The organism is Archangium sp., assembly GCF_045802675.1.
Classification (GTDB): domain Bacteria; phylum Myxococcota; class Myxococcia; order Myxococcales; family Myxococcaceae; genus Archangium.
This window is the reverse complement of sequence record NZ_JBJMQO010000119.1, coordinates 1-23,163: the sequence shown is the minus strand read 5'-3', so window position 1 is coordinate 23,163 and position 23,163 is coordinate 1. Positions and strand designations below refer to the sequence as shown.

At 70.0% G+C, this 23,163-nt stretch carries 21 protein-coding genes; 9 read left to right on the top strand and 12 right to left on the bottom strand.

Annotation, left to right across the window (positions count from 1 at the left end):
- Nucleotides 1-7 precede the first annotated feature (7 nt).
- Nucleotides 8-1,909, top strand: coding sequence for a hypothetical protein (locus tag ACJ8AN_RS33125; protein ID WP_407759549.1), 1,902 nt, complete (start codon nt 8-10; stop codon nt 1,907-1,909).
- Here ACJ8AN_RS33125 and ACJ8AN_RS33120 read toward each other — a convergent pair.
- From ACJ8AN_RS33120 to ACJ8AN_RS33100, 5 genes are all read right to left on the bottom strand, one after another.
- The gene (locus tag ACJ8AN_RS33120; RefSeq protein ID WP_407759548.1) at nt 1,890-2,327 is read right to left on the bottom strand and encodes a DUF2383 domain-containing protein; all 438 of its coding nucleotides are present in this window, start codon (nt 2,325-2,327) and stop codon (nt 1,890-1,892) included. The genes ACJ8AN_RS33125 and ACJ8AN_RS33120 overlap by 20 nt on opposite strands.
- A 177-nt stretch (nt 2,328-2,504) precedes the next feature.
- Entirely contained in the window at nt 2,505-3,650 is a 1,146-nt protein-coding gene (locus tag ACJ8AN_RS33115) for an NAD-dependent epimerase/dehydratase family protein (protein ID WP_407759547.1), read from the bottom strand.
- A 117-nt stretch (nt 3,651-3,767) separates the two neighbouring features.
- A complete protein-coding gene (locus ACJ8AN_RS33110) occupies nt 3,768-4,712 on the bottom strand; it encodes a patatin-like phospholipase family protein (protein ID WP_407759546.1) in 945 nt (314 codons plus the stop codon).
- 147 nt (nt 4,713-4,859) lie between these two features.
- On the bottom strand, nt 4,860-6,719 hold the full coding sequence (locus tag ACJ8AN_RS33105) for a membrane dipeptidase (RefSeq protein ID WP_407759545.1): 1,860 nt from the start codon (nt 6,717-6,719) through the stop codon (nt 4,860-4,862).
- 49 nt (nt 6,720-6,768) lie between these two features.
- On the bottom strand, nt 6,769-8,010 hold the full coding sequence (locus tag ACJ8AN_RS33100; RefSeq protein WP_407759544.1) for a radical SAM protein: 1,242 nt from the start codon (nt 8,008-8,010) through the stop codon (nt 6,769-6,771).
- Nucleotides 8,011-8,184: 174 nt separating this feature from the next.
- On the opposite strand from ACJ8AN_RS33100, the gene ACJ8AN_RS33095 reads away from it, so the two are divergent.
- Nucleotides 8,185-8,586, top strand: coding sequence for a hypothetical protein (locus ACJ8AN_RS33095; protein ID WP_407759543.1), 402 nt, complete (start codon nt 8,185-8,187; stop codon nt 8,584-8,586).
- A gap of 24 nt (nt 8,587-8,610) precedes the next feature.
- On the opposite strand, the gene ACJ8AN_RS33090 is transcribed toward ACJ8AN_RS33095, so the two are convergent.
- Both ACJ8AN_RS33090 and ACJ8AN_RS33085 read right to left on the bottom strand, forming a co-directional pair.
- Nucleotides 8,611-9,120 carry a DUF4442 domain-containing protein gene (locus ACJ8AN_RS33090; protein ID WP_407759542.1) on the bottom strand — a complete coding sequence of 170 codons (510 nt, stop codon included), beginning with the start codon at nt 9,118-9,120 and terminating at the stop codon, nt 8,611-8,613.
- 13 nt (nt 9,121-9,133) lie between these two features.
- Nucleotides 9,134-9,928 carry an SDR family NAD(P)-dependent oxidoreductase gene (locus tag ACJ8AN_RS33085; RefSeq protein ID WP_407759541.1) on the bottom strand — a complete coding sequence of 265 codons (795 nt, stop codon included), beginning with the start codon at nt 9,926-9,928 and terminating at the stop codon, nt 9,134-9,136.
- A 233-nt stretch (nt 9,929-10,161) separates the two neighbouring features.
- Between ACJ8AN_RS33085 and ACJ8AN_RS33080 the strand changes: the two genes are divergently transcribed.
- Entirely contained in the window at nt 10,162-10,614 is a 453-nt protein-coding gene (locus tag ACJ8AN_RS33080; protein ID WP_407759540.1) for a hypothetical protein, read from the top strand.
- Nucleotides 10,615-10,644: 30 nt separating this feature from the next.
- Here the strand turns inward: ACJ8AN_RS33080 and ACJ8AN_RS33075 are convergent, their stop codons facing one another.
- A complete protein-coding gene (locus ACJ8AN_RS33075; protein WP_407759539.1) occupies nt 10,645-11,292 on the bottom strand; it encodes an HAD family hydrolase in 648 nt (215 codons plus the stop codon).
- Between the two features lie 66 nt (nt 11,293-11,358).
- Between ACJ8AN_RS33075 and ACJ8AN_RS33070 the strand changes: the two genes are divergently transcribed.
- From ACJ8AN_RS33070 to ACJ8AN_RS33055, 4 genes are all read left to right on the top strand, one after another.
- Entirely contained in the window at nt 11,359-12,510 is a 1,152-nt protein-coding gene (locus tag ACJ8AN_RS33070; protein WP_407759538.1) for a hypothetical protein, read from the top strand.
- A gap of 152 nt (nt 12,511-12,662) precedes the next feature.
- On the top strand, nt 12,663-13,115 hold the full coding sequence (locus ACJ8AN_RS33065) for a hypothetical protein (protein ID WP_407759537.1): 453 nt from the start codon (nt 12,663-12,665) through the stop codon (nt 13,113-13,115).
- A gap of 80 nt (nt 13,116-13,195) precedes the next feature.
- Nucleotides 13,196-15,124, top strand: coding sequence for a YgiQ family radical SAM protein (locus ACJ8AN_RS33060; RefSeq protein WP_407759536.1), 1,929 nt, complete (start codon nt 13,196-13,198; stop codon nt 15,122-15,124).
- 72 nt (nt 15,125-15,196) lie between these two features.
- Nucleotides 15,197-15,664 carry a DUF1360 domain-containing protein gene (locus tag ACJ8AN_RS33055; protein WP_407759535.1) on the top strand — a complete coding sequence of 156 codons (468 nt, stop codon included), beginning with the start codon at nt 15,197-15,199 and terminating at the stop codon, nt 15,662-15,664.
- A gap of 21 nt (nt 15,665-15,685) precedes the next feature.
- On the opposite strand, the gene ACJ8AN_RS33050 is transcribed toward ACJ8AN_RS33055, so the two are convergent.
- Together ACJ8AN_RS33050 and ACJ8AN_RS33045 are read right to left on the bottom strand one after the other, a co-directional pair.
- Nucleotides 15,686-16,318, bottom strand: coding sequence for a hypothetical protein (locus tag ACJ8AN_RS33050; protein ID WP_407759534.1), 633 nt, complete (start codon nt 16,316-16,318; stop codon nt 15,686-15,688).
- A gap of 12 nt (nt 16,319-16,330) precedes the next feature.
- Nucleotides 16,331-17,692, bottom strand: coding sequence for a hypothetical protein (locus tag ACJ8AN_RS33045; protein WP_407759590.1), 1,362 nt, complete (start codon nt 17,690-17,692; stop codon nt 16,331-16,333).
- Between the two features lie 551 nt (nt 17,693-18,243).
- On the opposite strand from ACJ8AN_RS33045, the gene ACJ8AN_RS33040 reads away from it, so the two are divergent.
- The gene (locus tag ACJ8AN_RS33040) at nt 18,244-19,050 is read left to right on the top strand and encodes a hypothetical protein (protein ID WP_407759533.1); all 807 of its coding nucleotides are present in this window, start codon (nt 18,244-18,246) and stop codon (nt 19,048-19,050) included.
- Nucleotides 19,051-19,172: 122 nt separating this feature from the next.
- The gene (locus tag ACJ8AN_RS33035) at nt 19,173-19,481 is read left to right on the top strand and encodes a hypothetical protein (RefSeq protein ID WP_407759532.1); all 309 of its coding nucleotides are present in this window, start codon (nt 19,173-19,175) and stop codon (nt 19,479-19,481) included.
- A gap of 27 nt (nt 19,482-19,508) precedes the next feature.
- On the opposite strand, the gene ACJ8AN_RS33030 is transcribed toward ACJ8AN_RS33035, so the two are convergent.
- Nucleotides 19,509-20,366, bottom strand: coding sequence for a CheR family methyltransferase (locus ACJ8AN_RS33030; protein ID WP_407759531.1), 858 nt, complete (start codon nt 20,364-20,366; stop codon nt 19,509-19,511).
- 3 nt (nt 20,367-20,369) lie between these two features.
- The coding region (locus ACJ8AN_RS33025; RefSeq protein WP_407759530.1) for a response regulator at nt 20,370-23,163 on the bottom strand (2,794 nt) is incomplete at its 5' end.

Here is a 23,163-nt window from a genome sequence, read left to right as displayed (position 1 = left end):
CGTGGGCGTGAGGGACTCTGGAGCTCGGGTCGAGCGGTGGGCACCGGTGCTGGCCGTGCTGCTCGGGACGCTGCTGTGGCCCTCGGTGTGGTGGGGCGTGCCGCCGCACTCGGCCGACCACAACGTCCACCTCGCCAACGCGGTGGAGGCCGAGCGTCTGCTGCGCTCCGGGCGCCTGGTGGGCTGGAGCGACTTCCAGTTCGCGGGCCATCCCGCCAACGCCTTCTACCCGCCGCTCGCCAGCCTCACCCTCGCCGGCCTCCACCTGCTCACCGGGGGCGTGCTGGGGTGGGACGGCAGCTATGCCGTCGTCCTGGGCGCCTTCCTCGGGGGCTTCGCGCTGGCGCTCTTCGTGCTGTTGCGTCCGGTGCTCGGCCCGCTCTGGACGCTGGGAGTGCTGGCGCTGTGCCTCTTCGTGGACCGGGGCGGCACGTACGCGGGAGGCCGGCACTGGTACCTGGACATGGGCGTCTGGCCCTTTGGCGCGTCCGTGGCCCTGGTGCTGGCGGTGCTCGCGCGTCTGCCGCGCTACCTCGTGGAGGGCGGACGCCGCGAGGCCCTCGTCCCGGGTGTGTTGTGGGGGCTGGCGCTGCTGTTCCACCCCTTCGCGCTCGTCCTCTTCTTCCCGCTCGCCGCGCTCCAGGGGGCCTTCTTCTGGCGGGAGGCGGGCGGCTGGCGCCCCGTGCTTCTGCGGGGACTGGCCGTGTCCGCCGTGGGCTTGGGGCTCGCCGCGTGGTGGCTCATCCCCTTCCTCCTCCGGGCCCCGCAGGCCGAGCACGTGGGCGCGCCGCCACTGCCCCTGGCGAAGCTGGGCAGTGGGGTGTGGGGCGGGGAGCTCGTGCCAGGGCTGCCCGGCTGGGTGGGCCCGTTGGCGCTGCTGGGCTCGGCCGTGGCGTGGCGCAAGGGCGGCGCGTGGGGCCGCTGGCTGGTGCTCGCCACCTGGGGCGCGCTGGTGCTGACGACGGACGGACCCTACCGGCTGCTGGGGCTGGAGAAGAATCACACCCTGGAGGGGCTGCAGGTGATGCGCTTCCGGGCGGTGGGGCGGCTGCTGCTCGGGGGGCTCGCGGGGCTCGCGGGGCGCGAGTGCTTCCTCGCGTGGCGTGCCCGCCGCTGGTGGACGGTGGGGACGTTGGGGCTGCTGTCCGTCGCGGGCGTGGGGACGTGGCGGCTGCGCGGGGGAGATCCACCGGGCGGGACGTCGGAGCCCCCGAAGCAATTCCAGTGCTACACGGCCGGGGAGGAGGCCGGGCTCGCGCGGTTGCTGCACGACGTCCGCCCGCGCCTGGGCGAGGGGCGGTTGGCGCTCTACAGCCCCTCGCCCCACTCCCATTGCCTGGTGCTCGCGGTGCCGTGGCTGGAGCGCCCCTTCTTCAAAGTGGGCTACACTCCGGCCACCGTCTTCGGCGGCAAGTTCAGCACCACGAACCCGCTCATGCTGGGGCGTCTGGGGGTGACGGCGGTGCTGATGGATGCGTCGGCGAGCGGGCCCCTGGGCGGGTTGCCGGTGCTCGCGCGGCAGGGCCGCTTCGAGGTGCGCGAGGTACGGCCGCTCCCCCGGGTGGGCGCCGTGACGCCGGGCGCGCAGGCGCGGGTGCTGTCCTGGGAGGACGAGGCGGTGCGCCTGCGCCTCACCGGGCCCGAGCCCACCGAGATCCTACTGTGGATGGACTGGGCCCCCGAATGGCACGCCACGCGCGAGGGCCAGGAAGTGCCGCTCGAGCCGGCCCTCGTCGAGGGCGCGCGGTTGATGAAGCTGCGCGCGGGCCCGGGCGAGGTGGTGCTGCGCTTCGGGCCCTCGCGAGGAGCGCGTCCGGCGGCGCTCCTCTCGGTGCTCACCGTGCTGGCCATGGCGTGGGCGGCGCTGTCCCGCCCCCGCCGTCCAGGCGTCAGTGCAGCGTCTTCTTGAGGCGGCTCATCTGCGCGTGGGTGCGCTTCTGCGCGGGCAGCAGCTCCATCCGCACGAGGCGCCGGGCCTCGCCGTGCGCCTTGTCCATGCCGCTCTGGTAGTCCGCGAGGCCGCGATCCTCGCCCTCCTCGAGCGCCGCGATGGCCATCTTCTCCCCGAGGAGATCCGCGCCGCCCTGCACCAGCTTCGCGAAGGTGCCCCACGGGCCCGAGCCCTCGGACGGCATGCCCCCGAGCTTCTCGACGCGCTCGCGCAGCGTCTCCACGCGGTGCTCGTGGTCCTGCAGGCAGTCCTCCAACTGCGTGCGAATCCGGTCATCCGACACGTGGTCGATGGCCTGGCGGTAGGTCTCCACCGCGGAGATCTCCCCGCGGAGGAAGGAGTTGAGCGTCTCGACATCGGCCTGGGTGTTCGCCATGCGCTTGCCTCCAGCATGAGATGGCTCGCGCAAAGGTGATGCTCCCTCGCGCAGCGGCAATGAGCGCTCCCTCGTCTCACCCCGCTCCGGGAGGCCGGGGCGGGGGTTGCTCGCCTGCTGGCCGGAGACGCGGGGGCGGGGAGTCCGTCCGCTCCCGCACGCTTCCGCCGGCCCGGCTCAGCCCTGCTTGTTGCCCTGGGCCTGGGCCCAGAGCGAGAGCAATTGCGCCTCGCGCTCGGCGGGCAGTCCCGCGCGCAGCTGGTTGCGGCGCTCCTCGGGCAGGCTCTGGAACCAGGCCAGCGCATCCCGCGTGGTGACGACGGGCGAGCGGAAGCGCAGCCCCGCCTTCACCGCCCGGGCATTGCTGCGCCGGTGCATGCCCGCGTACGCCCCGAAGGCCGGCGCCCAGATGGGGAGGGCCCCCTCGCCGTCCTCGCCGTTCTTCAGGAGGAACTCCCCGGGCACCCACGTGAGCTTCGTGTCCTTGCCCGTCACCTCCTTGCACGCCGCGAACATCTCTCCCATCGTCCAGGGCTTCTCCGGCCCCACGGCGTTGAAGGTGCCCGTCGTGTTGCGCTCCACCAGCAGCACGAGCCACTCGGCCAGATCGCGCACGTCGATGATTTGGAGCGGATCCTCCGGGCTGCCCGGGGCGAGCATCTCGCCGCCCTTGTCGTAGCGCAGGGGGAAGTACACGTAGCGGTCCGTGCGGTCCTCGGGGCCGACGATGTAGCCGGGGCGCACGACGGTGGCGCGGCCTCCCAGGGCCTTCTCCGTGGCCTGCTCGCACGCGCGCTTGAGCCCGCCGTAGTTCTCGAAGTTCTTGCCCATCGTCTCAACGGTGGGATCGGCGAGCGTGGCCGTCTCCGCGTTCTCGTCGGCGTCGGGCGTGTCGTTCTTCGAGTAGGCGGACACGCTGGAGATGAAGATGTACTGCCCCACGTGGGGCGCGAGCAGCTCCGCCGAGGCGCGCACCATGCGCGGGTAGTAGCCCGAGGTGTCGAGCACCGCGTCGAACGAGCGGCCCTCGAGCGCCTTGAGGCCCTCGCCCTTGAGCGGGTCGCGGTCTCCGTGCAGCTTCTCCACGTCCGGGAAGAGCTCCGGCCGCGTCTTGCCGCGATTGAAGAGCGTCAGCGTGTGGCCGCGCGCCTGGGCGGCGGTGACGAACGCCGGGCCGAGGAAGCCCGTCCCGCCGAGGACGAGGATGTGCTTCTTGGAAGCGGGGGCGCCGCCTCCAGAGGTGGCCTTCATGCCCGTGCCGCACGCCGTCAAAGCGGCCGCGGCCAGGGAGAACTGGAGGAACTGCCTGCGGGAAGTGGTCATGGGTCGGGAGTCGAAGGGGGTGGAGCAGGGGTTGAAGCAGCCGAGCCACGGATGGCTCGGCCCCCTGGTGGCTCCCCAGGACACCCGGCGGGCTTTTCTATTCCTGGCCCGCGCGGCTCAGGCGGGGTGGGGGTGCTGGGGCGTGGGCAGCGAGGCCACCAGCACCTGGTTCAACCGGTTCACCTCCGCCTGCTGGAGGACGGACCGGGCCACCTCCTCGCCGTGGCGCATGCGCAGGCGGATCGTCTCCGGCGAGAAGTCCAGGGTGTCTCCCATGGCCTTCGTCGGTTCGATGATCGTGATGGGGCAGTAGAGGTAGGGCATGCCATCCGGCTTCTTGAGCGTCACCCCCGCGTCGTGCGCCTGCCGCACCAGGTCGTTGAGGCGGACGAACTCGTCCACGTCGTTGCGGAGAATCTCGTTGATGGTGATGTCGGTGAGGCTGCGCTTGGCCGCGTCCAGGATGGTGGCGGGCGGCTTCGCGGTGTCGATGCCGGCCGAGCTGCAGGGGATGACGACAATCTCGGTCGGCTTGAAGTTCAGCGCGTCGCCGAGCGGGGTGACGTTGCGCAGGCCGCCATCCACGTAGGCCTTGTCGCCAATGGCCTCCCAGATGACGGGCATGGTGGCGCTGTGCCACACCGCGTCCAGGAAGTCCGGCGCGTCGCTGGGAATCAGCTCGTACTCTCCGGACACGAGCGAGACGCGGCCCACGTGGGCGGGAACGCGGAAGGGCCGCCCCGAGGCGTGCTGCTGGATGAGCTTGCGCAGCGGCGTGTCATCGTAGAACCCGAGCTTGCGCTGCAGGGCGAGCCGGAAGGCCACGAGGGCCCAGGGGAACTTCTTGTAGATGTCCTCCTCGCGGATGTTCAGCCAGAGCTGCATCAGCCGCCCGTACTCCTGCTGGGCGAGGAGCGTGGCGTTGAGGGCCCCGACGGACACGCCGAAGATGCGCTCCCAGCGGAAGCCGAAGTCCTCGCGCAGCACGCGCTCGGCCCCCACCTGGAACGCACCCTTGGCACCACCGCCGGACAGCACGAGCGTGGCAGGTCTCTCCGTCATGGCAGTCTCCCCCCGGAGCGTGGTTCGGCGATGCGGACGAATCGTCGCCACGCGGATGCTGCGGTCATAACGGCGTGTCGCGGAGCGTGGAATCACCCCGGGGCACGAGGCCAGGGTGAGGCGCGAGACAACAGGGGCTCGCGTGGCTCACCGCCGGGAGCGGCGCTGTTTCGAGCGCGACGTGGAGCCGGCCTTCTTCGCCCGGGTGCCGCGCTTGCGCGCGGGTGGGGGCTCGGGCTGCGCCGGGGCGAGGCTCGCGGCGAGCCTGAGGGCGGGCCCTGCGGGGAAGCGGGGAATGGCCGCGTCCGTGAGCTCGCCCGAGGTGAGGGCCGCGCCCCGGGCCTCGCAGGCTTCCCACATGCGCAGGAAGGCCTCGGCCGAGGAGAAGAGGGGCTCGAGCTGCGTGTCCGTCAGGCCCACGTGGACGAGGTCGCGGATGAAGTCCGGCAGCAGGCCGACGTGGGCGAGCCCATCGGTGTTGAAGTCGAACTCGCGCGAGCCGGCGCGGGACTTCGTGAAGGGCACAGTCGTGCGGTACAGGGTGCCCGAGTAGGACAGGGGCGGGTGGTTGCGCTGCAGCATCTGCTGGACGGGCTGGCGTTTGAGGCGCAGGGCGTCGTCCTTCAACCCGTGGGCGGCCTGGGGCCCGTAGCGGGGGCCGGGCTGCGCGTTGAGGCCGTTGAAGTCGGTGCCCATGGCCACGCCCCCGGCGCCCACCTCGCGCAGCACGGCGAGCGCGTACTGGTAGGACTGGGCCCACGTCTTGCTCGTGCCCGCGCAGTCGTTCTCCACCGTACTGCCGGGGAGGTCCTTGAGCTCGTGCTGGTGGGTGATGGGGGCCAGCAGCCCGCCCAGCGAGAGGATGCGCCGCGCCTGCTCGTGCGTCTTCATGTACTCGTTGGCACGCTTGGCCTTGCGGCTCGTCTCCTGGGTGGAGAGGCCCTGCTCGCGGAAGGCGCAGTGCGAGGCGACGACGGGGTAGCCCGCCTGCTCGGCCAGGGCGAGCACGTCATCGGTGCAGCGCTCGGACATGTGCTCCACGTCGAGGAGGAAGCCCTGGTGCATGGCCTCGCGCAGGAAGGCCTCGCCGGTGGGCGTGAGGCCGCGCTGGTTGGCGTGGCCCTGGCCCGGCGCGTTGAGGGCATAGCCTTGCGGGTAGTGCGCGCGGCGCGTCAGCTCGTAGAAGGAGATGGCCAGCCTGGTCTGGGTGTCCAGGTCCTTTCCGCCGAGCCGGAAGGCCACGTCGGGCGCCCCCCGCACGTCGTAGAAGCGCCCGCGCAGGAAGTGGTTGAGCAGGTTGAATTTGTCGTCGTAGACGGCGGCGCCACCGAAGCTGTTATCGGCCAGGTGCAGCGGCGTCATCATCCGGAAGCCCAAATCCCGCAGCCACCGGAGGATGCGCGGGAGCTGCTCCAGGGAGAGGGGCTGCTGGTTGAGCGCCGTGCGGTCACCCAGGAGGCTGTCCAGCGAGTCCACCTCCACGCTGGCCACCACGGCGAGCTTGCCGGAGGCGACGAGCTGCCGGGCCCGCGAGGCGCTCAGGGCCAGGCCCATCCAGTCCGCGTGCCGCTCGGTGAAGCGGCGCAGCTCGCGCATCTGCTTCTCGATGGAGCTCTCGTCCTTGTCGGGGTGGCCACTCTGCTCGGCGAGCAGCTCGTTGTTGACGGCCGCGCTGCACAGCACGCGCAGCCCTCCGTCGTGGGCCCGCTTCAGCCAGTCCACGAACATCTGCTGGTGGATGAGCGTGGTGAAGCGGGGCCAGTCGGCGTAGGTGCCGTGGCCGCAGGGGCCGTGGCCCAGGCCTCCCTCCAAGAGGGCCACCAGCGGGGACCAGCCCTTGCCGATGTTGCCGCCGAGGCCCCCAGGCCCGTGCAGGTGGAGGTCACAGCGCGAGAGCGCCTGCTCGAGGTTCCCATCCGGGAAGCCGGCGAGCACATGTCCGCCGAAGCCCAGGTGCGCCATCAGGTGGCAGTGCAGATCCGCGAATCCGAACACGGGGGACGCCATGTGAACCTCCGGGGCCGGCCAGGAAAGGCGCCAGCATGCACCGGACGGCTCATGGCGTCCCGGCTTCGGGCCACTTCCGTTTCTTCACCAACTCTCGCGGCGTGGGCGGGCGCGGGTCCGGCGCGTCGAGCGGCTCGACGACGAGCTCGAACAGACCGTTGTCGAACGGTTGGCCGGGGGCGGGGGCCTTGGGCGTCACGCGCTCGCGCAGGCCCTGTCTGGCCAGCGTCCGAGCCCGGAAATGGCAGTAGGGGTTGTTGCCCGGCCTGCCGAAGAGGGAGTGGGCGGTGAAGCTGCACCCGGCCAGGCACGTGGCGGCGAAGGGGCAGGTGCGGCAGAAGCCCCAGAGGTCCTCCACGGTGCGCGTGCGCGTGAAGGCGAGCTGGGGCGAGCCCTCCCAGATCTCCCGCAGCGGCTGCTGGCGCAGGTTGCCGCCTACGTAGTGCGCCGTCTGCAGGGAGGGGCACCCCTTCACGGCCCCGTTGGACTCAATCCCCATCACGTACCGGCCCGCCATGCAGCCGCGCCAGTGGTCTCCGGCGTCGGGGCGGGGCGAGCGCAGCAGGCCCTCCTCGGGGCCGAAGTACCCCAGGTTGTTGCCGGGCATGAGGGTGATGCCGTCCTCGAAGGCACGCGTCTTGAGGGCCGCGATACGCGGGAGCACGTCGAGCAAATCCCACGGTTGGAGCAGCATGGCCGGGCGGTCCGCCGCGCGCCCGAGCGGGGCGGTGATTTGCAGCTGCCAGGCGAGGATGCCCAGGCCCTTCAGGTGCTCGTAGAGCGGCTCCAGGTCGGCCTGGTTGAGGCGGTTGATATTGGTATTGGCGGCCACGCGCACGCCGGCCCCCGCGAGGAAGCGCAGCGCCGCCGTGGCCGAGTCGAAGCTGCCCGGGGCCGCGCGCATCAAATCGTGCGTGGGCGCCAGGCCGTCGATGCTGACGGAGGCCGCGTACAGTCCGGCCTCGGCCACCTGCCGGGCGAGGGACTCGGTGATGCCTCGGCCGCCGGTGGTCATCCCCGGACGGATGCCCGCCTCCTTCAGGGCGCGGACGATGTCGAGGAAGCCCGGGTGCAGGTAGGCCTCGCCGCCGATGAGCACCACCTCGCGGGCGCGCAGCTCTCGCAACTGCCGGACCACGCCGAGGGCCTCCTCGGTGGACAGCTCGTCGGGGCGGTGGGTGCCCGCGCGCGAGCCGCAGTGGGTGCAGGGCTGATCGCAGCGCAGGGTCAGCTCCCAGACCACGTAGGCCGGGTGGTAGTCGGGGCGGGAGACGTCGAGTCGGCGCAACATGGACATGAGCGGGGCCGGAGCAAGAAGCGGGCGTGCCCCTCGCCCTGACGCGCGTGTCAGGGGCAGGGGAAAGGGCGAACCCAGTCATTCCAGCACATTGGCGCTCGGCACGCTCTTCGCTGTAGGCCCGCCCGTCCGGCTACCATGAGGGTAGCCCCTGGAACGAGGTATCCCGTGTCCGCTCTCTCCACCTGTCAGAAGTGTCGTGGTTTCGTCCCCCCCGCGAGCGCCGAGTGCGTGCACTGCGGTGCGCCGATGCTGGCGTCCGCGCCGGCGGGCGGCATGTTGCTCAAGGGCCTGTTCTGTCTGGCCGGCGCGAGCGTGGCGAGCCTCACGTTGATGGCCTGCTACGGCATGCCGCCCTGTGACGCCCCCGCGCCGGATGGCGGCGCCGACCGCTACTGGTGCTACGACACCGAGCCCCACTGCGCCTCGTCCGCGCAGGATGGCGGCACCGTGGCGGATGGCGGCGACCCGTACCCTTGCACGGACGCGGACGGCGGCACGCAGCCGGATGGCGGGACGCCGCCCGGTGGTGTGCCGACCGGTGACGCCGGAGTGGACGCGGGGCCCTGAACCCCGCGTGTCCGGAGGCCCGGGTCAGTGCGAGGCGGGGCCGATGAGCCAGCGCGCGCGGGCCCGGGCCACCACCTCGCCGGCCTCGTCGGTGAGGTCGGCCTGGACCTCGTACTCGCGCCGCTCGCCCGCGGCGGCGACGGGGGCCCGGCACTCGGCGGTGATGTGTCCGCGGGCCTTCTTCAGGTAGTCCATTTCGAGGTGGGTGATGATGCCGCGCAGGCCCTCGGGCAGGGCGGACATCATCGCCACGCCGGTGGACACCTCGCCCAGGTTCATCAGCGCGATGGCGTGCACCGAGCGCAGGTGGTTGCGCACGCTGCGCCGGTCGCGCATCCGCACCCGGGCGTAGCCCTCCTCGAGCGTGAGGACCTCCGGGTGGATGGTGCCGGTATAGGGCGCCAGGTTGCCGAGAATCTGTCCCATCAGCACGCCGCCGCCGGGCGCGTGGCGCAGCACGTTCCAGGTGCGGCGCAGCATCTCGGCGGAGGCGAGCTGGGACAGGGCGTTGGTCAGGCTGGAGAGGGGGGACATGGTGGGCTCCGGCTCACAGGATGTAGTTGGCGGTACCGCCGTCGACGCGCATCGCCGCGCCGGTGGTGGCCGAGGCGCGCGGGCTGCACAGGTACACGGCGAGGTTCGCCACTTCCTCGGGCGTGGCGAAGCGTTGCAGCAGCGAGGTGGGGCGCTCGTACTTGAAGAAGTCGGACTCGGTCTGCTGGAGGGTGCGCCCGCTGCCCGTGGCGAGGCTCTGCACGAAGTCCTGCACGCCCTCGGTCTTGGTGGGGCCGGGCAGCAGGGCGTTCACCGTGACGCCGGTGCCGGCCAGCTCGATGGCGAGTCCGCGCGACACGCTCAGTTGGGCCGTCTTGGTGGTGCCGTAGTGGATCATCTCCTTGGGGATGTTGAGGGCCGACTCGCTGGAGACGAAGAGGATGCGGCCCCAGCCGCGCTCGCGCATGCCGGGGGCGTAGTGCCGGGAGAAGCGCACGCCGCTGAGCACGTTGACCTCGAAGAAGCGCATCCACTCGGAGTCGGGAATCTCGAAGAAGGGCCGGGGCTCGAAGATGCCCAGGTTGTTCACGAGGATGTCCACCGAGGGGACGCGGGCGAACACGGCCTGGGCGCCCTCGGCGGTGCCGGAGTCGGCCACCACGCCCTCCACGTGGGCGCCGGGGACTTCCTTGCGGATGCGGGCGATGGCGTTGTCCACCGACTCGCTCTTGCGGCCGTTGACGATGACGTGGGCGCCCTCGGCGGCGAGCCCGCGCGCGATGGCGAAGCCGATGCCGAAGGTGGAGCCGGTGACGAGGGCACGACGGTTGCGAAGCTCGAGTTCCATGGGGCGCGGACTCTAGGGGGGCGGGGGGGCGTGCCCAAGCACGTTGTGGCGGGGGTGTTGCGTGGCGGGAAGGGGCCCTGCGGGAAGCCCGCATGCCTGCTGCGCGGACGTCTGGAGACGGACGGAGGGGACCCCTGGCCGCGCCGGGGAGGGTGCCTACTTTCGAGGGAGGGGACTGAACGCGGTTTCAGTGAGACGCGCTCCAGCCGATTCCACGAGAGGACACTTCAATCATGGCACGCACACGCAAGGAGCGCCGGAGCAGCAGCGGGCGGGAGGCGCTCCGGAAGAACGGGATGATGGCGCACCTGCTGGACTCGCTCGACGCGGGCCAGGACATCGGCCATTTCGGCCGGCTCGTCTTCGCGATGGTGGCGCGGTACTTCATGGACGACGAGGAGCTGCGCCAGACGCTGATGCAGGACCCGGCCTGCGACGAGCGGCAGGCGGTCTCGCTCGTCGAGCAGGTGAAGGGGCGGGACTACAGTCCGCCGAGGCGCGAGAAGGTGCTCCAGTTCCAGGCGCAGCAGGAGTTCCCCCTCTGCCCCAACGCGGAGGACCCGGACGCCTGCAACGTCTACAAGGATCTCCAGTTCCCGGAGAGCGTCTACGAGCACATCACCGACTACCGGGAGCAGAAGGCGCACGTGCACGAGGACGACACGCCATCGGCCGGGCATGCGTGAGGCCCGGCGGGCCGGGGCGGCGGAGACCGCTCAGGCCCGGGGCAGCGGGGGCAGGTGCGCGAGCAGGCGCGCGAGGTCCGGCTGGAGCTCGTCGGGGGTGGCGGTGGCGAGCAGGCCGGCGTCGTGGTTGCCCCAGGTGACGGCGTAGGTGCGCAGGCCCGCGGCGCGTCCGGCGAGGATGTCCGCGGTGGTGTCGCCCACCATCCACAGGCCCTCGGCGCCGAGCGCGGCCAGGGCGCGGTGGATGACGTCCGGGGCGGGCTTGTGGGGGAAGCCATCGGTGCCCTGCACGTAGTCCACGGCGGGCATCATCCCGAGCGCCTCGACGAAGCGCCGTGCCATGTCGGTGCGCTTGGTGGTGGCGATGGCCAGCTTGTAGCCGCGCTCGCGCAGGGTGCGCAGCAGCTCGGCGACGCCGGGGTAGGGGCGCGAGCGGTTGACGAAGTTGCGCGCGTAGTGCTCGCGGTAGACAGCGCACAGGTTCACCGCGTGCGCGGGCGCGAAGTGCATGTACATGGCCTCGAGCGGCTGGCCGATGAGCGTGCGCACCTCGGCGTCCGCGGGGGCCGGCAGTCCGAGGCTGGCGAAGCCGTATTGGAAGCTGGCGATGATGTCCGGCAGCGAATCTACCAGCGTGCCGTCGAGGTCGAAGACGATCGTCTTATGCGGGGGCGTCATGGGGAGGTGTTCCGGCCTCTACCACTCCAGGCGGGTGGGGAGGGAACCGTGTTATCAGCGGCGCCCATGCCGTCGAAACGCCTGCTGGCGCTCGCCACCCTGCTCCTCGCTCTCCTGGCGGCCACGTGGCAGCGCGCCCGGGCCGTCGAGCGCCTGCCTCCGGACTTCGACGAGCTCGTCTACCTGCCCGTGGCCTACCGGTACGCGGAGCTGCTGGAGGGCGGGCGGTGGGGCGAGGTGGCGAGCTACCGGGAGAACTTCGAGCACCCGCCGCTGGTGAAGCTGCTGTTCGCCTCGGAGCTGCTGGCCTCGGGCGCTCCCGAGCCCGCGTGGAAGACGGTGCGCGTGGGCCGCCCCATTCCGGCACCGGCCGCCCCGGCCTTCCGGCAGACGCGCTGGCTGTCCGCGGTGACGGGCATCCTCCAGGTGGGGCTCACGGGCCTGGTGCACCCGGTGGGCGCGCTGCTGCTCGCGTTCGACTCGTACCACGCGAAGTACACCTCCCAGGCCTACCTGGAGGGCGTCCCGGGGCTCTTCGCCATTCTGGCCGTGCTGGCCTTCGAGCGCGCCCGCCGCGAGGCCGTCGAGGCGGGGCAGGGGGCTTCCTTCCAGCTCGTGCCGCTCGCGCTCTCCGGGGCGCTGCTGGGGCTCGCGGCCGCGGGCAAGTACCCGTACGCCATGGTGGTGGGGCTGGCGTTGCTGCCGTTCCTGGTGGCCCACGGGCGCGCGCGGGGCCGGGTCTGGGCGGCCTTCGTGCTGCCCTGCGCGGCCATGTTCCTGGCAGCACACCCGGCACTCTGGACGGATCCGGTGGGGCACCTGTGGGAGTCGCTCACGTTCCACTGGAACTACTCGCACAGCGAGCACGTGGTGCGCTCGGCGCTGCCCTGGTACCAGCCGCTCTACCACCTGACGCACGCGACGCCCACCGAGTGGCACCGGGACGTCTTCGCCACCGGGGCCACCGTCTGGGTGCTGGTGCCGCTGGCGCTCCTCGGACTGCCGGCCACCTGGCGCGAGCGTCCCGTGTGGGCGGCCTGGGCGCTGGTGGGCGTGGTGTTCCTGGTGCTCTGGCCCACCAAGTGGGCGCAGTACCTGCTGCTCGTGCTGCCCCCGCTCTACGTCTGCGCGGGCCTGGGCGCGAGCACGGTGTACCGGCTCGCCATCTCCGCGTGGCGGCGGCGCACCGGCGTCTCCCAGCGGCCGCTCGAGGGCTGAGAGTCAATCGGCCGCGGGGGCTGGCGGGGAGTGACCACGGATGTACCCCTCGTGCGATCACCCCACAACAGAAGCGGGGGCCCGGCGGGGAGGTGGGAGACGGGGAGCGCGGACCCCGCCGGTACACTGTCCTCCTCACGGGGGGCGGTGCGTTGATTACATTCGATGATTCGCAGTGGCCGTTGCTGAGGGTGACGTTCTCGGGGACGAGCTCGTCCCAGGTTTTCGCCGCCTACCTGTCGAGGATGAGCGCGTACCTGAACCGGGGCGAGAAGTACCTGGCCATCCTCGACACCCGGGCGGAGACCACCGCGCCCACGATGGAGCAGCGCCAGCTCCAGGTGGAGTGGATTCAACGCCACGAAGTGGCGCTGCGGCAGCGCTCGCTCGGCACGGCCTTCATCATTACCTCGCCCTTCATCCGGCTGGCGCTGAACATCATCTACCAGCTCAAGCCGTTGCCCTGTCCGCACACCATCGTGAGCGACCTCCAGGCGGCGCGGGACTGGGCCGCGGGGCGCTTCCGGGCGGCGGGACTGGTGCTGCCCACCCCCCGGGTGGAGGCCCAGAGGCTCGGCAGGACGGGCGCCCAGGGGCCCGGCTAGCCGGGGGGCGGAGGGCTTTTCGGACAGCGGGCATTTGCGTCCGGCCGCCTTCAGCGGTTAGGGGAGGGATGGGTACCCCCATGGCCACGCAGATCCGCTTCCCGCATCCCTTCCTTCCCGTCACCCGCGCCGACATGCTGGCCCGGGGGTGGGAGCAACTCGACATCATCATCGTCTCCGGGGACGCATACGTGGATCATCCCGCGTTCGGCCCGGTGCTCATCGCCCGCTTCCTCGAGGGGCGTGGCTTCAAGGTGGGCATCATCTCCCAGCCGGACTGGCACTCGGCCGAGCCCTTCAAGGCGCTGGGCAAGCCCCGGCTCTTCTTCGGGGTGGCCGCGGGCAACCTGGACTCGATGCTCAACCGGCTCACCGCGCAGAAGAAGAACCGCTCCGAGGACCAGTACAGCCCGGGCGGGCGCACCAACTGCCGGCCGGACCGCGCCACCATCGTCTACGCCCAGCGCTGCCGCGAGGCGTACCCGGACGTGCCCATCGTCCTCGGGGGGATTGAAGCCTCGCTGCGCCGGATTGCGCACTACGACTACTGGAGCGACAAGGTGCGCCGCTCCATCCTCATGGACGCCAAGGCGGACCTGCTCGTCTTCGGCATGGGCGAGCGCCCCATCTGGGAGATCGCCGACCGCCTGCGCCGGGGCGAGAAGGTGGAGGAGCTCCGCGACGTGCGCGGCACCGCGTACATCATCAACGACGCGGAGATGAAGGCGCACGAGGCGGACCCGGCGAAGCGGGCGGCGGACCAGAAGGTGGTGGTGCTGCCCTCGTACGAGGAGGCGGTGGCGGACAAGGTGGCCTTCGCCCGCATGTCGCGCGACTTCCAGATGGAGACGAACCCCGGCAACGGGCGTCCCCTGGCGCAGCGGCACGGCAACCGGGCCGTCTACTTCAACCCTCCGGCGCGGCCGTTGGAGGACGGGGAGGGCAAGGGCGACGGCGCGTCGGTGGCCATGGACGAGCTGTATGACTTGAGCTTCAACCGCGTGCCGCACCCCATGTACCAGGAGCGGATTCCGGCCTACGAGACGGTGAAGCACTCCATCGTGCTGATGCGCGGGTGTTTCGGCGGGTGCACCTTCTGCTCCATCACCGAGCACGAGGGCCGGGTCATCCAGAGCCGCAGCGCGGAGAGCGTGCTGCGCGAGGTGCGGGCGCTGAGGCGGATGGGGGATTTCCGGGGGACGATTACCGACCTCGGGGGCCCCACGGCGAACATGTACAAGCTCAAGTGCAAGAGCGAGGACATCGAGCGCCGGTGCCGCAAGCTCTCGTGCGTGCACCCGGGCGTCTGCGAGAACCTGGGCACGGACCACGGGCCGCTCATCGACGTGATGCAACAGGTGCGCGAGGAGGAGGGCGTCAAGCACGTCTTCATCGCGAGCGGGGTGCGCTACGACCTGGCCGAGCGCTCGCCCGAGTACGTGAAGGAGCTGGCGGCGCACCACGTGGGAGGCCAGCTGTCGGTGGCGCCCGAGCACGTGTCGAAGCGGGTGCTGGAGAAGATGAAGAAGCCCGGCATTGAGAGCTTCGAGCGCTTCCAGCACATGTTCGCCTGTGCGAGCGAGGAGGCGGGGAAGGAGCAGTACGACATTCCCTACTTCATCAGCGGGCACCCGGGCTCGGCGCTGGAGGACATGGTGGAGCTGGCGCTGTGGCTGAAGAAGAACGGCAAGCGCCCGCGCCAGGTGCAGGACTTCATCCCCACGCCCATGTCGGTGGCCACGGCCATGTACTACACGGGCCTGGATCCCCTGAAGATGGAGCCCGTGTACACGGCGAAGGGCTTGCGCGAGAAGCGGCTGCAGAAGGCGCTGCTGCTCTTCTGGAACCCGGAGCACTGGCCGCTGGCGCGCGAGGCGCTGGAGCAGGCGGGCCGCGAGGATCTCATCGGCCGGGGGCCGAACGCGCTGGTGCCTCCAGAGACGGCGGCCGAGGCCTCACGGCGCAAGCAGGCCGAGGCCCGGGAGCGTCCGGAGCGGCGGGCGCGCTGAGGAGCGCCTGGTTGCTCGGGTGCCGGTTTCCGGGGCGGGTTGTCCTCGGGGACCACGCGCGGGCGCGCGGCCGTGCCCACCTTGGGCGGCATGACGGACCTGTTCCAACTCTTCGCCGTCTCCGCGGTGGTGATGGGCATCTCCCAGACGATCGCGAAGGAGCGCATCAGCGCCCCCATTCGCGAGCGGCTGGGCGGCATGGACACGTGGTTTGGCTACCTGATGTCCTGCCCCTACTGCGTCTCGCACTACGTGGCCTTCGCGCTGGTGCCGCTCACGGGCACCTATCCCATCCGGGTGGTGGTGGGGGGCTGGGTAGGCAGCGTGCTGAGCTGGTTCCTCTCGTCCATCCTCGTCACCGTGATCGCGGCCTTCTACCGGGTCCTCTTCTGGTTCGTGGACGAGTCGCAGGGCCTGGTGCGCCGGCGCCAGCGGACGGAGGAGGAGGAGATCGCCACCAAGCAACTGGTGCGCAAGAAGGTGGCGCAGGAACTGCCGCCCGAGCAACGGGACGAGCCTCCCGCGGCTGACACGCATTGAGGCGCTCGGGGCCGGGGGGCGTCAGTAGACGATGCAGTCGAACTGCTCGATGACGGCGCGAATCTCTTCCGGAGTGGTGCCCAATTGCTTTGCAAGGGAAGGGGCATGTTCAGTCAGTGCCTGGGTGCGAGCCGGTTGGGCGTGAAGGTCCTCCATGAGGACACGGCCAATACGACCGGGCCATTTGACACGGCACAGTTCAGGAGCCCGGCGGATGGGATCCAGGATGGTGAAGCAGGGCCACTTGGGAAAGCGAAGGGTGGCGGGGTCGCACCCCATGATGCGGCAGCCATCCATACGGGCCTCGGTGAAGTCGCAGTCCTCAATGGAACCGAACTGGAATCCCGGCAGGCTGCTGTATTCGGGCCAGTGCCCGAAGTCGCACCCCGACAACCGCCCTTTGAACCGGCAGCCTTTCAGGGAGGCGGCTACCCATTGCTGATGGTTCTTCAACTCCTGCTTCACCTCGAAGGTGCAGTCGATGAACAGGGGCCGGTCGAAGTACAAGCGACTGGCGGGCACCTTCAAGACGACGGTGCAGTGGCGCAGCGTCAGGTTGGGACCCAGGAAGTAATGAGCGCTCTTGTCCGTTAACTCGAACCGCTCGTTTGTAATCTCCCTGTCCTCGATGATGATGTTACCGGGCCCGTTCATGGCCGTTCCTTTTCAGAAGGTGAGCATCCGGAAGAGCTCGCCCGCCATACGTCTGCCATGACGCGCCAGGTTCGACTCGGTGCCGGAGAGGATCTCGTACTTGTAGCTGGTTGCTGGGTCAACCACGTCTACTCCCTGAGTATTGAACTGATAGAGCCGTTTGAACTGGGCTTTCACCGTCTCGTTTACGTAGCGCCCCCGGGCCTCGCGTTCCAACAGCCGCGCCAGCCAGTATTCTCCCTTTTCGAGGGCATCGTTGATGGCTTTGCGTTCTTTGATGCTGAGCCTGTGGGGTCCCCATTCCTGGGCGGCCCGCGTGACGGCCTCTTGGAGCATGTCGCCGACCTTGTCCTGGGCGGGAATGTCCGCGAGCGATTTGCCCCGTGACAAGTGCCAGCGCTGGCCATCGCTGAGCTCCACCTGCTGATTGCCGCCCCGATGGCGGATGACGGTCCGGGCCGAGCGGCCCCCCGGGGCCCTTTTCGCCGCACCACCCGTCTTCTTGAGCAGCACCACGGCCAGGGGGCCCTGGGGCGACGTGGCCACCGTCTCCGCCGCCGCCACCGCCCGGGCCAGCGCGCTCTCCTGCGCCAGGGCCGTCTCCTCCACCACCTCGGGCGCCAGCGCAGCGGCTCCTCCCTGCGCCTCCCACTGCATCTCGGCCAGGCGGAAGCCCGGCAGGGACTTCACCTTCGCCGCTACCTCGCCCAGCGTGCGCCCCGCGAGCGTGGACACCGCGAGAATCAGCGCCCGCGCCGTGTCCTCTCCCAGCACCCGGCCAAACTCCTCGCCCGCCGCGCGCAACTCCTCGAAGGTGCTGGCCTCGTGCGCCGCGTTGGCCATGCGGGCCCAGCCATCCATCAGCCCGTACACCGTCTCCAGCCCCAGCCACGCCATGAGAATCACGGTCAGGCTCGCGGCGAGGAATTTCGTGGTGGGTTCGGGCACCACCCACAGCATGCAGTACAAGGCCACCGTCCAGACGGCCATGGACACGAGCGCCTGTGCGTTGAGCTGGCGGCCCAGAGCTGCCTGCGTCTCCTCCAGCACGCGGCCAAAGGCCAGGGCCAGGGCGAACGTGCGCCGATCATCCGTGCGCAGGTACGGCCCATCGTCCAGCAAGCCCAGGCAATCGCCTCCGCCTTGGGGCTCGCACCAGTGCAGGTACTGCTGCTTGAGGGCTTCCTCCGCCTCGGGAGTGAGGGACACCGGGCCCTCCTGTTTCGCCGGCACCAGGGTGTAGCCCTGGCCGGCGTACGTCTCCAGGTTCCACTCTCCCGCGCTCTCCACCGTCTCCACCTCCTGCGCCTGCTGCTTGGACATGCGCAGCAACTCCAGGGCGGCCTGGCGTGGAGTACGACGCCCCAAACGCACATCCTCACTGAGGCGTTGGAAGGCCCGCTGGAACTCCGCCGTGCGGATGGGCACCGGGCGGGGGGCGACGGCACCGGGCTCCAGGAAGCCTACCTCGTACACGGTGGCCGCCCCGAGGTCGGGCTCCGTCGTGCGCTCCCTGGGTGCCGGTGGGGGAGTGGGCGACGAATAGCGGTAGCCCGGTGTGAGGCCTCCCCATGGGGCCCTCGTGGCGCAGGCGGCCTGAACGAAGAAGAAGAGGAGGAACCAGGCCCCCAGCGGAGGACGCCACTGCGCGCTGGGGAGGCGCGGGCGAGGAAGACGAGGGAACACAGCGCACCTCCTGCGGCCATCCAGTATGAAAATGGGATTCCAGGATTTAATGGAAACCATGCGCCTGTGTCAAAACGCGGGTAGGCCCATCAGCAGGAGACCCAAGGGGTGACACTCGAGTGCACTCGTGGGGTAGGACGTCACGAGAGGCACCGGGCGGCTCCTGGCACGAGGGCCCTGCACCATGCGAACAAGCGCACAAGGCCTCGGGTGCGCGGAGAGGCCTGGGAGAAGCCCGCATGGACGAGGAGAAGAAGTGGGAGGAGCGGACGCAGGTGGGGCCCTATCAGCTTGAGGAGCAGCTGCCCCAAGACCCTGGCAGTCCCGGGGAGCTCTACCTGGCCACGCACGAGGAGAGTGGCGCTACGGCCGTGGTGCTCAAGCCCGCGGCCGGGGAGGATGCGGCCCCCATTCCGGACTTCCGGGTGGAGCTCATCGCCTCGCAAGCGAAGGACTACCTCGCCCTGGAGGTGAAGGACTCGCGCCGGGCCCGGGCCCCTGACAAGCACTCGGCGGATGCACTGATGCCGCTGCTCGGCGATGTGCGTGAGGGAGTGGGGCGCATGACTCGCGCCCTCGACGGCCCCGAGGAGCCGCGCCCCCTGTGGCGTCTGGGATTGGCATGGGCGAGCGTTGCCGCGGTGGCTGCCCTGCTCTTCGCGCTGGTGCGTCTGGTCTCCGGGTCCCCACCACCGGGTGGCCCGGAGTCCCTGGCGAGCACCCCGCCCGCCGCCGAGAGCTATGACGTACAGGCGGATACAGCCGGGACGCCGGATGACCCGTTCGACGAGGGATGGCTCACGGACGCCCAGGATGCTGGGAATGAAATCCCCATCTCCCGGCCGCTGCCGAGCGAGCCCCTCAAGGGGCAGAAGCGCCCTCCCTGCGCCCGCTACGTCGAGGCCGAGTTGATCGGCGCCTGCTGGATCATTCTCAAACTCGAGGCCCCATGCCCGGAGAGCCCGCGCTACGTCTACGAGAACGAGGGCAAGTGCTACGCGCCCATCCTCAGTGCCAAACCCCCGCCCCAAGCACTCGAGCCGTGAGGGACAGGGGGCCCTCAATCCCTCTCATGCCGCGGCCCACGGGAGCGCCGAGGTACCCGGCGAGCCGCCGGCAGGGCGCTCGGGCCCTGGCCACCGCGAGAGGACATGGTTAGACAAACGCCATGTCCACGCGCCCCCGTTCTCCGGACACGCCGCTCGCCATCGAAGTGGAAATCCAATCCGAGAAGGCCTCCGCCATGCGGCGGGTGGCCTCGCGGTTGGAGGCCCTGCTCGTGGAGCTCCAGGAGACGGAGCAGGTGCTCCGGGAGACGAGCGGCCCGGCGAGGGCCCGCCTGGTGGCCCGGCACAAGGAGCTGCGCGCGGACGCGGACAAGCAGCGCTGGTACCTCATCGTCCAGCGCGAGGCGATGGGGCTGAGGCACCACGGGGACATCTACGAGATGTACCGCCTGCCGGCCCCCGTGGAGTAGGGGCCCGGTAGCGGGCCCCGGGGCGGCTCAGGCGCGGCGCCGGTAGAGGCGATCCTGGACGTCCACCTCGTCGTAGTCGTTCTCCAGCACGGTGTGGCGCAGCGTCTCGCCGCGGCCGAGCGCGAGGATGCCGAAGCGGCGCAGGGACTGGTGCAGCAGCCGGTGCACGCGCTCCTGCAGCTGCGGGCCGAAGTAGATGAGCACGTTGCGGCACAGCACCACGTTGAACTCGTTGAACGTCCCGTCGCTCACCAGGTTGTGCTGGGCGAAGACGATGTTCTTGCGCAGCGGGGCCTTGAAGATGGCGTGGTCGTAGTTGGCCGTGTAGTAGTCGCTGAAGACGGCCTGGCCGCCGGCCCGCAGGTAGTTGGCGGTGTACTCGCGCATGTGCTCGAGCGGGAAGATGCCCGACTTGGCCCGCTCCACCACGGCCGCGTTCATGTCCGTGGCGTAGATGCGGCTGCGCTCGTACAGGCCCGCCTCCATGAGGAGGATGGCCAGCGAGTACACCTCTTCTCCGGTGGAGCACCCCGCGTGCCAGATGCGCACGAAGGGCGAGGAGAAGAGGTGCGGCACCACCTTCTCGCGGAAGGCCACGAAGAAGCTCGGGTCGCGGAACATGGTGGTGGTGTTCACCGACAGGTGCTGGAGCAGCTCGTCCATCACCCGCGGCTCATGCAGCACCGCCGCCTGAAGCGCGGAAATGGTTCCGAGCTTCCGGGCGTGCACCATGTTCCACACCCGGCGCCGCAGGGACGCACGGGCGTAGCCACGGAAGTCCACTCCGTAGCGCCGCATCAGGCCCTCGAGGAGCAGATCCAGCTCGATGTCCTCGAGGGCGTCGGCGCTCTCCGCCACCTCCAACGCCAGGGCTTCCTTCGTCACGGGTTACCCTTTGATGAGGCGCTCCGCGGTGCGGAACAGCCACACGCGCAGCAGGCTGAGGAGCTGATCCGTCTCCACCGGCTTGGTGATGTAGTCGCTGGCGCCCGCTTCGATGCACTTCTCGCGGTCGCCCTTCATCGCCTTGGCCGTGAGCGCGATGATGGGGAGCGACTTGAGCTCGTTGACCTGGCGGATGGCGCGCATGGTCTCGTAGCCGTCCATCTCCGGCATCATCACGTCCATGAGGACCACGTTGAGGTCCGGCGTGCTGCGGATGATCTCGATGCCCTTGCGGCCGTTCTCCGCGTAGACCACCTGCATCTTGTGCTTCTCCAGCACGCTGGTGAGGGCGAAGATGTTGCGCACGTCGTCGTCCACCACCAGCACCTTCTTGCCGGCGAGCACCGGATCGCTCTGGTGCACCTGCTTGATCATCGCCCGCTTGTTCTCCGGGAGATTGGCCTCCACGCGGTGCAGGAAGAGGGCCGTCTCGTCCAGGAGCTGCTCGGGCGACTTGACGCTCTTGATGATGATGGCGTCGGTGACGCGCTTGAGGACCGTCTCCTCCTCCTCGGTGAGCTCCTTGCCCGTGTAGACGATGATGGGCGGGGTGTGGCCCGCGGCCTTCATCGCCTCGATGAGCTCCAGGCCCGTCATGTCCGGCAGGCCCAGGTCGAGCACCACGCAGTCGAAGTACTTCTCCTTCATGGCCAGCAGCGCCGCCTGGCCGCTGCCCACGGAGGTGGACTTCACGTCGCCGTTGCCAATGAGGCTGACGATGCTGTCGCGCTGCCGCTCGTCATCCTCCACCACGAGCAGGTTCTTCATGGGCCGCTCGATGAAGCCCTTGACGCGGCCCAGGGCCTCGACGAGCGCGTCGCGGCTGGCCGGCTTCTGGAGCACCGCGAGGGCGCCCAACCGCAGGCCGCGGCTGCGCTCCTCCTCGCTGGCGGAGATGATGTGCACCGGGATGTGGCGGGTGCGGCTGTCGTGCTTGAGCCTGTCGAGCAGGTTCCACCCGTCGATGACGGGCAGCCCGATGTCCAGGGTGATGGCGTCCGGGCGGTACTGGCGCGCCATGGCCAGGCCCGTGTCGCCGCGCAGCGCGACGAGTCCCTTGAAGCCCTTCTCGCGCGCCAGGCCGAGGATGATGCGGGCGAAGACGATGTCATCCTCGATGATGAGCAGCGTGCGGTCTCCCGGCTGGATGGTGCGCCGGTCGTCCTCGACCTCCTCCTCGCGGGCGAGCTCCGCGTCCTGCACCGCCGTCTCCACCTCGGCGCGCAGGGCGTTGAGCCGCTCCTCGGACGCGGCCCGGCTGCTGGGCGAGCCCAGGCCGATGGGACCGACATTGCCATTGCCCGTGGGCATCTGCGGCCGCACCAGGCTGGGCGCCGGCATGTACGTCTGCGGCACGAAGAGGGTGAAGGTGCTGCCCTTGCCCGGAGCGCTGACCACCTTGATTTCGCCACCGAGCAGCTTGGCGATCTCACGGCTGATGGACAGGCCCAGGCCGGTGCCGCCGTACTTGCGGCTGGTGGTGCCGTCCGCCTGCTGGAAGGCCTCGAAGATGATGCGCTGCTTGTTCTCGGGAATCCCGATGCCCGTGTCGATGACGGAGAAGGCGAGCACCGAGCCACCCTGGTTGAGGATGGGGTGATCCACGCTCCAGCCGCCGCGGGCCGGGCGCACGTCCAGGATGACCTGGCCTTCCTCGGTGAACTTGAAGGCGTTGGCCAGCAGGTTCTTGAGCACCTGCTGCAGCCGGCGCCCGTCGGTGAGCACGTGCGAGGGCAGGGCCTGGGCGAAGTCCAGCTTGAAGCCCAGCTTCTTGTCCACCGCCATCTGGCGGAAGGTGCGCTCGACGAAGTCCTTGAGGCTGTTGAGCGACACCTCGTCCACGTCCACGCTCATCGTCCCGGACTCGATCTTCGACAGGTCCAGGATGTCGTTGATGAGGCTGAGCAGATCGCTTCCCGCGCCGTGGATGGTCTGCGCGAACTCCACCTGACGGCCGCTGAGGTTGCCTTCCGAGTTCTCCGCCAGCAGCTTGGAGAGGATGAGGAGGCTGTTGAGCGGCGTGCGCAGCTCGTGGCTCATGTTGGCCAGGAACTCGCTCTTGTACTTGGAGGAGAGGGCGAGCTGCTGGGCGCGCTCTTCCAGGGCCACCTTGGCCTGTTCGATCTCGCGATTCTTCCGCTCGACCTCCATGTTCTGCACCTGGAGGAGGCGGCTGCGCTCCTCGAGCTCCTCGTTGGTCTGCTGCAGCTCTTCCTGCTGCTGCTTGAGGCGCTCCTCGGAGGCCTGGAGGCTCTTGGCCTGCTGCTCCAGGCGGCGGTTGGTCTCGGTGAGCTCCTGCTGCTGGCTGCGCAGCTCGTCGGCGAGGCTCTGCGACTGCTTGAGCAGCTCCTCCGTCCGCATGCCGGCGGCGATCGTGTTGAGCACGATGCCGATGGACTCGGTGAGCTGATCCAGGAAGGACAGGTGCGTCTCGCTGAACCGGTAGAAGCTGGCCAGCTCGACGACGGCCTTGACCTGGCCCTCGAAGATGACGGGGAGGACGACGATGTTGAGGGGCTTGGACTCACCCAGGCCGCTGTTGATGCGGATGTAGTCGTCCGGCACGTCGGTGAGGAGGATGCGCTCCTTCTCCAGCACGCACTGGCCGACCAGGCCCTCGCCGATCCGGAACTGGTTGGAGAGGTGCTTCCGCTCGCGGTAGGCGTAGCTGGAGAGCAGCTTCAGCATCGCGCCGTCCCCGTCGCCCTCGAGCAGGTAGAAGACGCCCTGCTGCGCG

Coding starts and splice junctions, on each gene's coding strand:
- ACJ8AN_RS33120 (WP_407759548.1), bottom strand. CDS start 2,327: ATGGCGAACACCCAGGCCGATGTCGAGACGCTCAACTCCTTCCTCCGC.
- ACJ8AN_RS33115 (WP_407759547.1), bottom strand. CDS start 3,650: ATGACCACTTCCCGCAGGCAGTTCCTCCAGTTCTCCCTGGCCGCGGCC.
- ACJ8AN_RS33110 (WP_407759546.1), bottom strand. CDS start 4,712: ATGACGGAGAGACCTGCCACGCTCGTGCTGTCCGGCGGTGGTGCCAAG.
- ACJ8AN_RS33105 (WP_407759545.1), bottom strand. CDS start 6,719: ATGGCGTCCCCCGTGTTCGGATTCGCGGATCTGCACTGCCACCTGATG.
- ACJ8AN_RS33100 (WP_407759544.1), bottom strand. CDS start 8,010: ATGTTGCGCCGACTCGACGTCTCCCGCCCCGACTACCACCCGGCCTAC.
- ACJ8AN_RS33090 (WP_407759542.1), bottom strand. CDS start 9,120: ATGTCCCCCCTCTCCAGCCTGACCAACGCCCTGTCCCAGCTCGCCTCC.
- ACJ8AN_RS33085 (WP_407759541.1), bottom strand. CDS start 9,928: ATGGAACTCGAGCTTCGCAACCGTCGTGCCCTCGTCACCGGCTCCACC.
- ACJ8AN_RS33080 (WP_407759540.1), top strand. CDS start 10,162: ATGGCACGCACACGCAAGGAGCGCCGGAGCAGCAGCGGGCGGGAGGCG.
- ACJ8AN_RS33075 (WP_407759539.1), bottom strand. CDS start 11,292: ATGACGCCCCCGCATAAGACGATCGTCTTCGACCTCGACGGCACGCTG.
- ACJ8AN_RS33070 (WP_407759538.1), top strand. CDS start 11,359: ATGCCGTCGAAACGCCTGCTGGCGCTCGCCACCCTGCTCCTCGCTCTC.
- ACJ8AN_RS33060 (WP_407759536.1), top strand. CDS start 13,196: ATGGCCACGCAGATCCGCTTCCCGCATCCCTTCCTTCCCGTCACCCGC.
- ACJ8AN_RS33050 (WP_407759534.1), bottom strand. CDS start 16,318: ATGAACGGGCCCGGTAACATCATCATCGAGGACAGGGAGATTACAAAC.
- ACJ8AN_RS33040 (WP_407759533.1), top strand. CDS start 18,244: ATGGACGAGGAGAAGAAGTGGGAGGAGCGGACGCAGGTGGGGCCCTAT.
- ACJ8AN_RS33035 (WP_407759532.1), top strand. CDS start 19,173: ATGTCCACGCGCCCCCGTTCTCCGGACACGCCGCTCGCCATCGAAGTG.